Source organism: Fulvimarina uroteuthidis (assembly GCF_034321785.1).
GTDB lineage: Bacteria > Pseudomonadota > Alphaproteobacteria > Rhizobiales > Rhizobiaceae > Fulvimarina > Fulvimarina uroteuthidis.
Window position 1 is genome coordinate 57675 of record NZ_JAXLPB010000004.1, and the last position, 13603, is coordinate 71277.

Sequence of the window (13603 nt, forward strand, 5' to 3'; positions counted from 1 at the left end):
CTCGCCTCAGGCCGGACGGCCTTCTTCTCATTGATCAACGGTCTTCTTCGGGAGTGATGCCGTGGAACTTCTCTGGCCCATCGCCGGCTTGATACTGCTCGTCCTGTTCATGTTCCTCGCCGAAAGGCGCTGGCCGGAAGGCGTTTCCCGACTGGAAGAGAACGTCATCGCCATCCTGCTGGCGTCGATCACGCTGATCTCGTTCGCACAGGTGATCGCACGCTACGGCTTCAATTCCGGCTGGTCCGGATCGCTCGAGGCGACGCGCGTGCTGTTTGCCTGGCTCATTCTCTTCGGCATGGCCTACGGCGTCAAAACCGGTATCCACCTCGGCGTCGACGCGCTGATCCGGCTGTTCCCCAGGCCCCTCTTCAAAGCCGCCGCGCTCTTCGGCGCGCTCTGCACCTTCGCCTATGCGGTGATCCTGCTGCATGGCGGCGTCCTGATCATCTTCGGTGCGGACATGGGTGGAAACTGGCGCCAGAGCGGCGCGATCGGCTACTGGACCTTCATGTACGACCGGGGCACGGGCCTCGACGATCTGCGCTATCCGGAGATCATGCAGAGCACCTTCGGGCTGCAGGAGCGCGTCCAGCGCTGGGTCGCCTACATCATGCTTCCCGTGGGTCTTGCCCTTCTCGCCTTCCGCTCGCTTCAGGCCGTCGTCCAGATCGCGAAGGGACAGCGTGAGCTCATCGTGGCCGGCCACGAGGCGGAAAATCTCGTCGCCGAAAATGCCAACGTCGTTAAGGACTAAGCTGAAATGGAAACCGCAATCCTCTTCAGCCTGGTCATCGGGCTGCTCTTTCTCGGCGTGCCGGTCGCGATTTCACTCGGCCTCGCCTCGCTGCTCGTCATCGCACTGCTCTCCACCGATTCGGTGAGTTCGGTCGCGCTGCAGCTCTTCACGGCCTCGCAGAACTACACCCTGCTCGCGATTCCGTTCTTCATTCTCGCTTCCGCCTTCATGTCGACGGGCGGCGTGGCGAAACGGATCATCGCCTTCGCGATCGCGTCGATCGGCCATTTCCGGGGCGGTCTCGCAATGGCGTCGGTGCTCGCCTGCATGATGTTCGCCGCCCTGTCCGGCTCCTCGCCGGCAACCGTCGTCGCGATCGGCACCATCGCCATCGCCGGCATGCGCCAGGTCGGCTACTCCAAGGAGTTCGCTGCCGGCATCATCGCCAATGCCGGCACGCTCGGCATCCTGATCCCGCCCTCGATCGTCATGGTCGTCTATGCGGCCGCCACCAACGTTTCCGTCGGTCGCATGTTCCTCGCCGGCGTCATACCGGGGGCCGTCGCCGGCCTGATGCTGATGATCGCGATCTACATCGTCGCACGCTGGAAAAACCTGCCCTCGGAAGAGTGGAAAGGCTTCGGCAAGGTCCTCGACGGCGGCAAGCAGGCCGCGTTCGGCCTGCTTCTGATCGTCATCATCCTCGGCGGCATCTATGGCGGCGCATTCACGCCGACCGAGGCGGCCGCGGTCGCCGCAGTCTATTCCTGCTTCGTCGCCCTGTTCGTCTATCGCGACATGGGACCGATGAAGGAGCATCCCTGGACGCTCGCGAGCGATCTCACGCGCGCCATCGTCGGCTTCAAGGCCATCGCCTACGCCCTGTCGTTCCTGTTCGTCTGGTTCATGTTCTCGTTCTTCGCCGAAGCCTCCCTGAGCGCCGGCTTCGTCGAGAACCGGGCGCTGATCGGCTGGATCCTCGCCGGGTTGATCCTCGTCTCCTACGCCATGTGGCGCGGCGGCGGCGGGATCGGCGCCGTGGGCGGAACCATCGCGTCCGGCCTGCCCATCTGGGGCCGCAACCTGAAGCTGATGGCCCGCCATTCGCTGGGTGCGTTCGCCCATGACGAAACCCGCAAGGTGATGGTGGACGCCTCGAAGACGACAGTGATGCTGATGTTCATCATCGTCAACGCCCTGCTGTTCGCCCACGTCCTCACGTCCGAGCGCATCCCCGACGCGATCACGACGGTCATGCTCGACTACGGCTTCAACTGGTTCACCTTCCTGATCGCCGTCAACATCCTGCTGCTCATCGGCGGGCAGTTCATGGAGCCCTCCGGCCTTCTCCTGATCGTCGCGCCGGTCGTCTTCCCGATCGCGATGGAACTGGGCGTCGATCCGATCCATCTCGGCATCATCATGGTGGTGAATATGGAGATCGGCATGATTACCCCGCCGATCGGTCTCAACCTGTTCGTGACCTCGGGCATCACCGGCATGAGCCTCGTCGCGGTGGTGAAGGCGGCCTTGCCCTTCGTGGGCGTCCTCTTCCTCTTCCTGATCCTCGTGACCTACATGCCGATCCTCTCGACATGGCTGCCCTACGCGTTGATGGGGCCCGAGATCACGGCGCGCTGAGCCGGCGATCACCCATCCCCCGCACCGGACGAACAGGTCGCCGGTGGTCTTTCGCAGACGGCCCGGTCGGGAAACAGACCGGGCCGTTTTTATTGAGCGCGCAAGTAGTGAATCGGCCACGGGGTCCATTCGTGGCGACACTGTGACATGACCTGCCGGGACGGCTCTCCATCCGGGTTAGAAACACACGCGAAATCGCCCGATCTCGCGAAGAATTTCCGTGTTTCAAAACACGTGATGCGGCTGCGCACCACTTCTGGCGATTGGAGGCTTGCAGTCGCAAAGGCTTGAGAATAAAGGGACAGCAACCCTTCGAGAGGGGGGAGCCTGGTTTCGGTAACCGCAATTTAACGAGCCGGAGTTTAGGTAAAGGCGATGGCGGGTGAGTGTTGCGGTTTCGCACTTGCTCCTATCGCCAAATCGCAACAGTTTGCAGACAGGTATCGGTCGACGCGACCGGACCTTAACTGCGGCATCATCCGTCAGGCACTGATAGGTAAGAATATGAAAAAGATCATCATCGCTTCGGTCGCGGCCCTCGCAGTCGCTTCTTTCGCCGGCTGCATGGGCAAGGGCAAGGGCAAGGGCAAAGAGCCAGTTGCTGCTCCGGCTCCTGTCTATGAAGAGACCTACGTCACCAAGGGCTAATCCCCTTGACGAAATTGGGGGGGTTGGTGAACGCCATCCCCCCAATTTCGGCCTTAATCGGCTCCTAAACCCCTGATGTTCCCCGTTTGCTCACACAGTTCGTGACGTGCCTCTTCAGATCGAGGAAGCATTCGCATCGCATCTAGGATATGCCGAAATGGCCAAGACATTCGCAAAACTCGGCGCGATTGCGCTTGTCGTCGCAGCCCTCGCCGGTTGCTCATCGACATCGTCCTCTTCCAACAATCTGACGCTCGGCTCGCCGACCACCAGCTACGGCCCCACCGGGCAGGTCAGCTTCACGCCCTGGTCCGGCCAGAGCGCCGTCGGCATTCTCGACAAGCCCTATTTCGTCTCGTTCCGCGCACGCAACGCGGAGAGCTACGGGCACTCCTTCATCGCACTCGGCGAGCTCGATTCGCGCGGTAACGTCCCTTACGACCGCAGCGGCACGCTCGTCTCCTCCATGACCGAGATCGCCGGCTTCTGGCCGGAAGGCGGCCCGGGCCTGTATTCCATGGGCCACTTCGTTCCCGTGCCGGCCGGAACCGGCATGACCGACGGCGACACCGAGATCGCCTACCTCCAGAACGAGATGACGATGGCGGTCACGCCGGCCGAATTCCAGCGCATCCGCGCCTATGTCCGGGAGAAGCAGTCCGGCCTGAAGCTGTGGAGCGCGGTGGCCTACAACTGCTCCTCCTTCAACAACGACGTCGCCGAGTTCATGGGCATGAAGGGCGCCAATCACATGCTCTTCCCGCGCAACTGGGTCGCAGCCTTCAAGAAGGCGAACCCGCGCGTTGAGACCCTTCCCGGCGTCGACATCGTCGGCTGACCCCAGGGCGCCGATCGGCGCCTGCACGAACGGCAAGACAAGCGGGTCCCTCGGATCCGCTTTTTTCGTAAAGGACATGTCCCCCCGGAATGCCGCATCCGGCGATCCGGTCCGCCGCGAAGGGCGATCGGCGAGGCGATATTTCCAGCAAGGGCCCGATCGAACGACTGGCATTCGAAGGCGGCCCTGCCTATGGTCCGCCACGAACGAAACGACCGTCAAAGCGAGGCGCTTTCCATGGCCGGACATCAGATCCCCCATTTCCAGAACGATGCAGGTCACGACGTGATCGAGATCGGCGTCACCGAATTCATGTGCTGCGGCGCAAACCCGCCGCACGACCATCCGCACGTGTTTCTGGACATGGGCGACGAGGGCGAGAAGATCTGCGGCTACTGCTCGACCCTCTACCGATATTCCGGCGATCTGAAGCCTGCCGAGACGAAGCCTGCCGGCTGCCTCTACGAAGGCTGACACCCTGACGCCGGTAAACGCGCAATCCGCGCCGCCCATCCTGATCGTCGGGGCCGGCATTGCCGGGCTGACGACGGCGCTCTGTCTCGCCCGCCGCGGCATCGCGTCGACGCTCGTGGAACGGTCGCCCGTCCTGAAGGAAGCCGGGGCGGGCCTGCAGCTTTCGCCGAACGCCCTGCGTGTCCTCGACCGGCTTGGTCTCCTGCCACATCTTAGCGAGCGAGCGGTGACGGCGCGCTCGGTGACCCTGTGCGATGGCAGGACCGGCAGAACCCTTGCTCGCGTGCCCGTCGCGGCGGCCGACGGCACGCCCTATCTCTCGCTCCACCGCGCCGATCTCCAGGCAGTCCTCCTGGAAGCCGTCGAGGCCGACCCGCTCGTCACGCTTCGCCTTGGCTGCGCCCTGGCAGGGATCGACGACGGGGCCGACATCATGACGGCCCATTTCGAGGGGCCTGACGAACGTGTCGCCTCGGCCGGCTTCACCCTGCTGATCGCCGCCGATGGGGTGAACAGCCGCGTGGCATCCATCCGCGGACTTTCTCCGCCGGTCCATTCCGGCGCGCTTGCCTGGCGCGCGCGGGTCGTCGGTCGGCCGACGCGCGAGCTTGCGTCGACGGCGCCGGGCATCCGGGCATGGCTCGGACCCGGCATGCATGCCGTCGCCTATCCCATTCGAGCCGGCGAGGAGATCAATCTCGTTCTCGTCGAGAAAACGATTTCGTGGGGCGCGGAAGACGCCGAGGCGCTGCGCGGCCGGTTCTCGGCGTTCGCGCCGGAGCTGCGCGCGCTCGTTAGCGCGGCAGGCGAGATCACGGCATGGCCGATCCTGACGACGCCGCCGGAGCGTCCATGGGTGCTGGCGGACGGCCGGATCGTCCTCGTCGGCGACGCGGCCCACGCCATGCTTCCCTTCGCCGCCCAGGGCGCCGCCATGGCCATCGAGGACGGTTTCGTCCTCGCCCGCGAAACAGATCGCCACGGCGATGATCCGGGCCGGGTCGGGCAGGCGTTCGAGCAGGCGCGGCGGTCGAGGGTCCGACGCGTCGAGGCGCGCGCGCGGTTCCATCGGTTCGTCTATCACCTTCCGCAGCCCGTCGCGCTCGTCCGGAACCTCGTGATGGCGACGACGCCGGACGAAAGGCTTTCCCGCTCCCTGTCCTGGCTCTACGACTGGGTTCCGCCCAAATAATTGTGATTTGTGGCCATTTCAGCCCACGTTCATTTTCGCAGCCCTATCTGTTCTCACACAGCGCCCTCTTGCGAGCGGCGTCGCCCAACAATGTGAGAGTGTCTGACCCATGTTCGATATCAGAAAGGCCGGCCGTTTCGCGAGCGTCGCAACGCTTGCCGCTTCGACCGCACTTGCCGGGCCCATCTCGGCCTATGCCGCCGACCAGTCGGTCATCCGCCTGGCTCAGGCCGAGGGCGAGGTCCCGCCGCTCGAGCAGGCCGCTCCGCCGGAAGTGATCGAGGAGGCGCCGGTCGAGACAGCGCCGCCGGTCGTCGAGGAGGCCCCACCCGCGCCCGAGCCGGCTCCCGAGCCCGCCCCAGAGCCGGTCGCCGAAGAGCCGGCGCCTGCGCCAGAGCCCGCACCGCCGGTCGAGGAAGCGCCCGCCCCCGCGCCGGAGCCCGAGGCGCCCGCACCGGAGCCGGAACCCGCACCCGAGCCCGCGCCCGTAGAGGAAGCGCCGGCACCCGAGGCCTCGCCGGCGGAAGCCGCTGCGCCTGAGCCCGAAGCACCGGCCGAAGAAGCGCCCGCTCCCGAGCCCGAGCCCGAGCCCGAGCCCGAAGTCGAAGCACCGCCGGTCGAGGAGCTGGCGCCGGAGGCCGCACCCGTCGAGGAGCCTATGCCGGTAGAGGACGCGGCGCCGATCGAGGCGCCCGCGGCGGAAGAGCCGGTCGCCGAAGAACCGATCGTCGAGGCCCCTGCAGCCGAAGCGCCGGCCGAAGAGCCGGCAGCTGCCGAGGAAGCGCCGCAGGCCGATATGCCTGCCGAGGAGGCTGCGCCCGAGGCCGACGCGCCGTTGGACGACACCGCGCCGACAGCCGAGGACGAAGCAGCGCCGGCGGAATCGGCTCCCGTGACCGAGGCTCCGGTCGAGGAACTGGCGCCGGCCGAGACGGCCCCGGCGGCCGACGCACCGCTCGGTGAGACGCCGCCCGTCGAAGCTCCGGTCGCACCCGGCGAAGCAGCTCCGGCCGATGCCGCACCCGCGGACGCGGCGGCTCCCGCCGAGGCGCCTGCCGCAGCGGTATCGGCTCCCGTCGAGGAGGCGCCGACACCCGTCTCCGAAGAGATCCAGACCGAGGCGGTGCCCGAGGGCGGGGTTGCGGCAAGCGATGCCCGTGTCCAGACGCTGGCCGAGCCGATCGGCGAGATTCCCTCGGCCACGGCCGAAGAGGGCCAGCGGATCGACGCCACCGAAATCAACAATTCGAGCGTAACCGACAATTCGACCACGACGAACAACACGGTCACCAACAATACGACGACCAACAACACCACGAACACGAACAATACGACGGTCAACACCCAGACCATCGTGCGTGGGCCGCAGCCTGAAATTCCGCCCGGCATCGAGGTCGTGGAACGCGACGACGACGACGGCCGCGAAATCCTCTCGCTCGTTGGCGCGGGCCTTGCCGGCGCGCTCGCCGGCGGTGCCGCCGCCTATTTCATCCGCAGCGACGATACGAGCCGTCTCGCCGTCAACGCGGTGGAAGAGCCCTACTACGAACGTCTCGGCGGAGGCCGCGTCCGCGAGACCATCGTGCGCGAAAACGGCGTGCAGGTCGTCACCATCTCGAACCGCTACGGCGAGACGATCCAGCGTTCGCGGATCATGCCCGACGGCCGCGAGGTCGTGCTGTTCTACGATCCCTATTCGGACGATTCGGCCGCGCCGCAATATTATTACGACGTGGGCGCCGAGCTGCCGCCGATCGACCTGACCATTCCACGGTCGGATTACATCGTCGATGTCGCCGAGCCCGATCAGGATCTCTACTACCGCACCATCGTCGCACCGCCGGTCGAAACGGTGGAGCGGATCTATTCGGTGGACGAGGTCCGTCGTTCGGAACGCATCCGGGACAAGGTGCGCCGGATCGACCTGAACACGATCAATTTCGCCTTTGGCTCGGCCGATATCGCGCAGGAACAGGTCGGCAATCTCGAAGCCCTGGCCCAGGCGATCTCCGAGGTGGTCGAACAGAACCCGGCCGAAACCTTCCTCATCGAAGGCCATACGGATGCGGTCGGCTCGGATGTCGCCAACCTGAAACTGTCCGACCGCCGGGCCGAGACGGTTGCCGCGGCCCTGTCGTCCTATTTCGACGTGCCGGCGGAAAACCTGATCACGCAGGGCTATGGCGAACAGTTCCTGAAGGTGGAGACCCAAAGCCAGAACGCGGAGAACCGCCGCGTCACGGTCCGCCGGATCACACCGCTGGTCAAGCCGGTCGCGACGTCGGCGGCACGGTAGAAGGCCGCACGAGGCGCAAGGGTAAAGCAAGGAAAAACCCCGGATCATCGCTGATCCGGGGTTTTTCGTGTCTCCTGCGCGAGCGATCCGCCGAAACCGATGTCAGGCGGCGGCGCTCTCGATCGCCTGGGCGGCGTCCTCCTGCGCGCGCAGTCCAAGGATATGGCAGATCGAGTAGACGAGATCGGCCTTGTTCATCGTGTAGAAATGGAAGTCGGTGAAGCCGCGCTCGGTCAGATCGATCACCTGGTCCGCGCACGTCGCCGCCGCCACATGGCTGTGGGTCAGGGGATCGGTGTCCAGGCCCTCGAAACGCGCATGCACCCAGGACGGCACGTTCGCGCCGGCCTTGGAGGCGAAGTTCGCGACCTTCCGGAAATCATGCACCGGCGCGATGCCCGGAACGATCGGAATATAGATGCCGGCCTTGCGCACGCGCTCGACATAGCGCTCGAAAACGTCGTTATCGAAGAAGAATTGGGTGATGGCCCGGGTGGCACCGGCATCGACCTTCCGCTTCAGAAGTTCGATATCGGTGAAGAAGTCGGAGCTTTCCGGGTGCTTCTCGGGATAGGCCGACACCGAGATCTCGAAATCATCGATCTCGCGCAGTCCCGCACACAGTTCGACCGCGTTGCTGTATCCGTCGGTGTGCGATTGCCAGACCTGTCCGACGCCGTGCTGGCTGTCGCCGCGCAGCGCGACGAAGTGCTTCACACCGGTATCGCGGTACTGGCGGACAACCTCGTTGACCTCCTCCTTCGAGGCGTCGACGCAGGTCAGGTGCGCGGCCGGCGTCAGGCTGGTCTCGTTCAGGATACGCTCGATCGTGTGATGGGTGCGCTCGCGGGTCGAGCCGCCGGCGCCGTAGGTGACCGAAACGAAGCTCGGCTTCAGCGGCGCGAGACGCTCGATCGAGCGCCAGAGGCTTTCTTCCATCTTGTCCGACTTGGGCGGAAAGAATTCGAAGGATACCGTGATCGGTGCGGATGTCGGGCGAGGTCTGAGCATCGTGTGAAGTCTCCGTTCATTCGCCGGTGCCCCCGGCATTGTCATGTTCGTCTTGCAGTGTCGGGTCGATCAGGCGAAAAATCGATCAGGCATAGGCCATCGTCTCCGCAGGCGCATTCGGGGCCAATAGCAAACGCGGGTCCTGGCCGATACAGATGGTGACGGTCAGCCCGCCGGTTTCGGCCGCCCCCGAGCGCAAATGGTTCACGGCCCGCATTTCCAGCCCGCAACCCTCGATGAACGCCGTCAGGGACTCCTCCGAAAAGCCAAGGCGCAGGTGGGCGTGGTCGGTGCGCAGGAATTCCATCTCGTGAGCCGCGAAATCGACGATGACGAGGCGCCCGCCCGGCGCGAGAACGGAGGCGGCCTCGCGCACGGCCCGCGCCGGATCGTCGAGATAATGCAGCACCTGATGGAGAATCACCAGATCGTAGGTCTCGCCGTTGGCCGGCAGATGATAGGCGTCGCCGAGCCGGACCTGGGCGTTCTCGATGCCCGCATCGTCAAGCTTGGCGCGGGCGGCGGCAATCATCTCGCGGGAGGCGTCGATGCCCAGCACGCGTTCGCAGCGCGGTGCCAGGAGTTCGATCATGCGGCCCGTGCCGGTGCCGATGTCGAGCATGGTGCCGATCCGGCGCTTGCCCAGCGTTTCGTCGAGCACCGCCGCGATCTCGGCGTCGGGCACGTGCAGCGCGCGGATCCGGTCCCAATGTTCGGCGTTCTGGGCGAAATAGTCGGCCGCACGGCGCGTGCGGTCGGCCCGCACGGCTTCGAGGCGCTCGCGATCCTTTCGCACGATGGCGTCGTCGGCCTCGATCCCCGCATCCAGCGAGCGCGCCAGAATGCCGGCCGGATGCCGGTCCGAGACGCGGAAATAGGCGTAGGCGCCCTCCTGGTAGCGCTCGAGAACCCCGCATTCGGACATGAGCTTCAGATGACGGGAGATGCGCGGCTGCGATTGACCGAGGATCACGGTCAACTCGCTGACCGTGAGATCGCACGATTTCAGAACCACGGCGAGCCGCAGCCTCGTCGGCTCGGCCAAGGCCTTCAGCACGTCGACGGTGCGCTCGAAATCGAGTGTCGGGGCCGAAGCCATGCGGATCTCCTATACTGACATAAAGATATGTTTATGTGATTTCACACTCGATCGCAAGCCTTGATTCGGCATCGCGTGAAATGGCATCACAGGTGAGGCCCGCATTCTCGACGAAAGTCCCAGCCATGACCGACCCATCGACGATCCGACATGGCGAGGTCCGATTCTCGGCGATCGACGACAGCCCCTTCGATGCCGGGGTCCGGTTCATCGGGCGCATCCGCTCGCCCTGGAAGACGCGTGCCGACTGTCCGAAGAATATGGCAAGGGCGCGCGAGCGCGATCAGCTGGCCCACGCGGAACTCTTCGCTCCCTATGGCGAGGCGCTGGCGGGCCTGACACCAGGTTCGCACGTGTTCCTCCTGAGCTTTCTCGACCGGTCGGCCCGCGATCTCGCCCTCCAGATGCCGCGCCATGCGGACGCACCGCGCGGAACCTTCTCCCTGCGTTCGCCCGTGCGGCCGAACCCGATCGGCCTGCATCTGGTGAAGCTCGTGGCGATCGACCGGGATGCGGGTCGCCTGACGCTGGATGCGATCGACGTGCTCGACGACACGCCGCTCATCGACATCAAGCCGTATCTCTTCAGCGTCGACGCCCCGCCGCAGGCGATCGCCTGAGATGGCGACGGCGCGGCAACGGCTGATCGTGAAAGCCGTCACGGACCTCGTTCCCCGCGCACCGTTTCTCGACGCGGAGGCGATCCGGGCCGCGGCACGGGCCCGGCACATGCGCGGACTGAGGCCCGAGGCGGCAGTCTGGCTGGCCACGATCGCCCATATCCGCCACCAGCACACCGATTACGATGCGCTGATGGACGAGGGTTACGAGAGAGATGCCGCGCGGTTCTTCGTCGTCGAGGACACCAATGGCGTCCTCGACGCATGGGGTGCGGCCCGCAGGCTCGACCCGGAGGTCGACGAGCCGTCCGCCGAAGACGCGCAAGGATATGGGGCGGACGAGGTGACGGACGGGGACGACGAAGAGACGGACGAAGATTGAGGCCGGACGGATCGGGCGCACCGCCGGCGGTCAGTCGGCCCCGGACGTGTCCGTGCGCGCGGGATCGAACGTCCAGACCCGGTAGAGATAGATCACGACGATCAGCACGAGCACGGCGTTCGAGACCGGACCGACATAGCCGCCGATCAGCTCGTACTGGGAGCGCAGCCAATATCCTCCAAGGGCGAGGAAACTCGTCCAGGCGGCACTGCCGATGGCCGAGTAGACCAGGAATTTCCACAGCGGCATGCGGGCGATGCCGGCCGGAACCGAGATGAGGGTCCGCACGGTGGGCACGAGGCGACCGAACAGCACCGCTTCGGACCCGTGCCGCACGAACCAGTCGTTCGCCGTCTCCACGTCCTGCGGGCCCATGGTGATCCATCGACCATGCCTGGCCGCAAAACCCTTGGTGCGCCTGAGGCCCATCCACAATCCGAGATAATACCAGGGCACGACGCCGAGGAGCGAACCGATGGTGCCGGCGACGATGACGCTGACAAGGCTCATCGAGCCGGACGCCGCCTCGTAACCGGCAAGCGGCATGATCAGTTCGGACGGGATCGGCGGAAAGATGTTCTCGAGGAACATCAAGAGCGCGATGCCGAACGGCCCGAGCGTGTCCATCAAACTGTTGACGAAGCTGTCCATGATTGTCCGATTCACATTCCGATAGATTTACGCCGTGCTCGGCGTCGGGGGCGCCGGCCCGGTTCCAGATACAGCGCTCGGGGGAAACGGCAAACCGATGCCGCACGCCGCAGTGAAGTCGTTCGACCGTCAGTCCGCCTGTGCACCGACGATCGTCAGGATCGCGTCCTCGATCTGGCGGGCGGTATACGGCTTTTGCAGGATGGGGTAGACCGTCCACTCGCTCGGCACCCCGTCGCGCCCGTATCCGGTCGCAAAGACGATCGGAATTTCGAACGCGCGCAGCCGCTCGGCGATCGGGAACACGGTGCGGTCGCCGAGATTGACATCGAGGATGGCGACGCCGACATCCAGATCCTCCTCGACCAGCGTCTGCGCGGCCTTGAAGCGCATCGCCGGACCCACGACCTCGCAGCCGACATCCAGGAGCATGTCTTCCAGTTGCATGGCGATCACGCTCTCGTCCTCGACGACGAAAACGCGAAGGCCGTGGACGGACACGTTCGATTTATGCAGCTGACGTTTCAAATTCCCCCACCCCGGACATCATGATGTCGAACTGGCATATCAGGCCGTCTGGCCCGATTTCCAGCGTGAGATCACCGCCCAGTTCCCCCTCTATGACCCGTCTCAACACTCGGATCCCGTAACCTTCCCTTAGCATTACAGGTTTCGTACCTGGCGTCGCCTCGGCCCAGGACAAGCGCAGCAACCGACCTTGGTTTTCCAGATCACAATCCCATTCGATCTGGAGCGTCCCGTCGTCGCTCGCAAGCGCGCCGTATCGGACGGCGTTCGAGGTCAGTTCGTGGAAGACCATCGCCAGTGCGATCGCGGCCTTGGAGCCCAGAAGCACGTTCGGCCCGGAGACCGAAATACGGTCTGCGGGAAGACCGACGAGTTCCTGATGCAGCAACGTGGTCAGCCCGGCCGATTCCCAGCGCCGTGCGGACAGGATATTGTGCGCCTGGCTCAGCGCCATGATGCGCGCCTCGAACGCGTAACGCGCTTCCTCGGGATCGCGCGCCGAGCGGAAGCTCTGCCGCGCCATCGCCTGGACCATCGAGAGCGTGTTCTTGACGCGGTGGTTCAACTCGTCGACGAGAATGCGGTGCCGCAGGGTCGCGCGCATGGACTGGGTCCGGTCGGCACCCTGGAAGAACAGCCCGATGACCGCGCCCTTATTGTCGGTGAGCGGGCTGAAGGTGAAATCGAAGAACTTCTCGGAGGTCGGCTCGTCGTTCGCCGAGCGCCGGAGTTCCATCCGCACCGTTTCGCCCATGACCGTGCCGCCTCCGTCGAGGCAGTGACGGGCCAGTTCCGACACGCCCTGACCTTCGAGTTCAGGCAGGGCCTGGAAGAATGGTCGGCCGAGAAGCGTGCGGTCGCAGGCAAGGTCTCGAAAGCTGTCATTGACGAAGGTGAAGCGCAGGTCCGGCCCTTCGAGAACCGCGAACATTCCTGGCGCCTGCCGGAAAAGACGGCGAAAGGTGTTGATCTCGCTCGCGGTCTCGGCATAGGCCTCCTCCACGTCCTTCGCGTTCTCGACGACGGCGTTCTGCGCGGGAAGCGAAAGCTTGCGGCGATTGACGGCCCGTTCGTTCTCCTCGGCGATCTGCGTGACGTCGATGATGGTGGCGAGGATGAATTCGGTGTTGCCCGCCTCGTCGAGGATCGGGCTGTAGGTCAGACTCCAGTAGCGGGTGAGAAAGTCTCCGTCGGGGGCGTCCGGGTTGGGAATGTCATAACGAAGGAAGGCGACGGAGGAGCGCTCGCCGGTCTCGACCACGCGGTCCAGCGAAGCACGCAGGCGCTCGCCGCTGACGCCAGAATCGGGAAACATGTCGAACAGGCCCTGCCCGATCAGCTTTGCGGCGGGCAGGCCGGACGACGTCTCCATCGCGGCGTTGACCGCAACGAACTTCAGATCCCGACTGAAGATGGCGTGGGGCTGCGGCAGAACCTGGAACTGTCGATGAAAATCGAATGGCTTCATGGCCGATGCCTAGCAG

Annotated in this window: 14 protein-coding genes; 9 read left to right on the top strand and 5 right to left on the bottom strand. The window is 65.0% G+C overall.

Going from position 1 to position 13603, the window contains the following annotated elements:
* Positions 1 to 61 precede the first annotated feature (61 nt).
* From U0C82_RS12485 to U0C82_RS12515, 7 genes are all read left to right on the top strand, one after another.
* Positions 62 to 757 carry a TRAP transporter small permease gene (locus tag U0C82_RS12485; protein WP_322187496.1) on the top strand — a complete coding sequence of 232 codons (696 nt, stop codon included), beginning with the start codon at positions 62 to 64 and terminating at the stop codon, positions 755 to 757.
* Positions 758 to 763: 6 nt separating this feature from the next.
* On the top strand, positions 764 to 2380 hold the full coding sequence (locus tag U0C82_RS12490) for a TRAP transporter large permease (protein ID WP_322187497.1): 1617 nt from the start codon (positions 764 to 766) through the stop codon (positions 2378 to 2380).
* 504 nt (positions 2381 to 2884) lie between these two features.
* Positions 2885 to 3028 carry a hypothetical protein gene (locus U0C82_RS12495; RefSeq protein ID WP_007065759.1) on the top strand — a complete coding sequence of 48 codons (144 nt, stop codon included), beginning with the start codon at positions 2885 to 2887 and terminating at the stop codon, positions 3026 to 3028.
* A gap of 157 nt (positions 3029 to 3185) precedes the next feature.
* Entirely contained in the window at positions 3186 to 3866 is a 681-nt protein-coding gene (locus tag U0C82_RS12500; protein WP_322187498.1) for a hypothetical protein, read from the top strand.
* Between the two features lie 237 nt (positions 3867 to 4103).
* Complete coding sequence (locus tag U0C82_RS12505; RefSeq protein ID WP_322187499.1) at positions 4104 to 4340, top strand: zinc-finger domain-containing protein; 237 nt, start codon at positions 4104 to 4106, stop codon at positions 4338 to 4340.
* A 43-nt stretch (positions 4341 to 4383) separates the two neighbouring features.
* Positions 4384 to 5532, top strand: coding sequence for an FAD-dependent monooxygenase (locus tag U0C82_RS12510; RefSeq protein ID WP_322187830.1), 1149 nt, complete (start codon positions 4384 to 4386; stop codon positions 5530 to 5532).
* A 109-nt stretch (positions 5533 to 5641) separates the two neighbouring features.
* Positions 5642 to 7828: an OmpA family protein gene (locus U0C82_RS12515; protein ID WP_322187500.1), complete on the top strand. Its 2187-nt coding sequence runs from the start codon at positions 5642 to 5644 to the stop codon at positions 7826 to 7828.
* Positions 7829 to 7930: 102 nt separating this feature from the next.
* Here U0C82_RS12515 and metF read toward each other — a convergent pair whose 3' ends face one another.
* On the bottom strand, positions 7931 to 8839 hold the full coding sequence (gene metF / locus U0C82_RS12520; RefSeq protein WP_322187501.1) for a methylenetetrahydrofolate reductase [NAD(P)H]: 909 nt from the start codon (positions 8837 to 8839) through the stop codon (positions 7931 to 7933).
* Positions 8840 to 8924: 85 nt separating this feature from the next.
* Positions 8925 to 9938, bottom strand: a complete 1014-nt coding sequence (locus tag U0C82_RS12525; RefSeq protein ID WP_322187502.1) for an ArsR/SmtB family transcription factor — start codon at positions 9936 to 9938, stop codon at positions 8925 to 8927.
* Positions 9939 to 10063: 125 nt separating this feature from the next.
* Between U0C82_RS12525 and tsaA the strand changes: the two genes are divergently transcribed.
* A complete protein-coding gene (tsaA, locus tag U0C82_RS12530; protein ID WP_322187503.1) occupies positions 10064 to 10558 on the top strand; it encodes a tRNA (N6-threonylcarbamoyladenosine(37)-N6)-methyltransferase TrmO in 495 nt (164 codons plus the stop codon).
* Between the two features lies 1 nt (position 10559).
* Positions 10560 to 10940: a DUF2293 domain-containing protein gene (locus tag U0C82_RS12535; protein WP_322187504.1), complete on the top strand. Its 381-nt coding sequence runs from the start codon at positions 10560 to 10562 to the stop codon at positions 10938 to 10940.
* Positions 10941 to 10970: 30 nt separating this feature from the next.
* Here the strand turns inward: U0C82_RS12535 and U0C82_RS12540 are convergent, their stop codons facing one another.
* The 3 genes from U0C82_RS12540 to U0C82_RS12550 form a co-directional block, all read right to left on the bottom strand.
* Positions 10971 to 11591 (bottom strand): DedA family protein, encoded by a 621-nt coding sequence (locus tag U0C82_RS12540; protein WP_322187505.1) that lies wholly within the window; start codon positions 11589 to 11591, stop codon positions 10971 to 10973.
* A gap of 129 nt (positions 11592 to 11720) precedes the next feature.
* Positions 11721 to 12119 carry a response regulator gene (locus tag U0C82_RS12545; RefSeq protein WP_322187506.1) on the bottom strand — a complete coding sequence of 133 codons (399 nt, stop codon included), beginning with the start codon at positions 12117 to 12119 and terminating at the stop codon, positions 11721 to 11723.
* Positions 12100 to 13587 carry a sensor histidine kinase gene (locus U0C82_RS12550; protein WP_322187507.1) on the bottom strand — a complete coding sequence of 496 codons (1488 nt, stop codon included), beginning with the start codon at positions 13585 to 13587 and terminating at the stop codon, positions 12100 to 12102. The genes U0C82_RS12545 and U0C82_RS12550 overlap by 20 nt, the downstream gene beginning before the upstream one ends.
* Between the last annotated feature and the right edge of the window lie 16 nt (positions 13588 to 13603).

Bases quoted from the DNA above. Each gene is read 5' to 3' on its own strand.
- U0C82_RS12500 (WP_322187498.1), top strand. From the start codon at position 3,186: ATGGCCAAGACATTCGCAAAACTCGGCGCGATTGCGCTTGTCGTCGCA.
- U0C82_RS12535 (WP_322187504.1), top strand. From the start codon at position 10,560: ATGGCGACGGCGCGGCAACGGCTGATCGTGAAAGCCGTCACGGACCTC.
- U0C82_RS12505 (WP_322187499.1), top strand. From the start codon at position 4,104: ATGGCCGGACATCAGATCCCCCATTTCCAGAACGATGCAGGTCACGAC.
- U0C82_RS12550 (WP_322187507.1), bottom strand. From the start codon at position 13,587: ATGAAGCCATTCGATTTTCATCGACAGTTCCAGGTTCTGCCGCAGCCC.
- U0C82_RS12540 (WP_322187505.1), bottom strand. From the start codon at position 11,591: ATGGACAGCTTCGTCAACAGTTTGATGGACACGCTCGGGCCGTTCGGC.
- U0C82_RS12525 (WP_322187502.1), bottom strand. From the start codon at position 9,938: ATGGCTTCGGCCCCGACACTCGATTTCGAGCGCACCGTCGACGTGCTG.
- U0C82_RS12495 (WP_007065759.1), top strand. From the start codon at position 2,885: ATGAAAAAGATCATCATCGCTTCGGTCGCGGCCCTCGCAGTCGCTTCT.
- U0C82_RS12490 (WP_322187497.1), top strand. From the start codon at position 764: ATGGAAACCGCAATCCTCTTCAGCCTGGTCATCGGGCTGCTCTTTCTC.
- U0C82_RS12515 (WP_322187500.1), top strand. From the start codon at position 5,642: ATGTTCGATATCAGAAAGGCCGGCCGTTTCGCGAGCGTCGCAACGCTT.
- tsaA (WP_322187503.1), top strand. From the start codon at position 10,064: ATGACCGACCCATCGACGATCCGACATGGCGAGGTCCGATTCTCGGCG.
- metF (WP_322187501.1), bottom strand. From the start codon at position 8,839: ATGCTCAGACCTCGCCCGACATCCGCACCGATCACGGTATCCTTCGAA.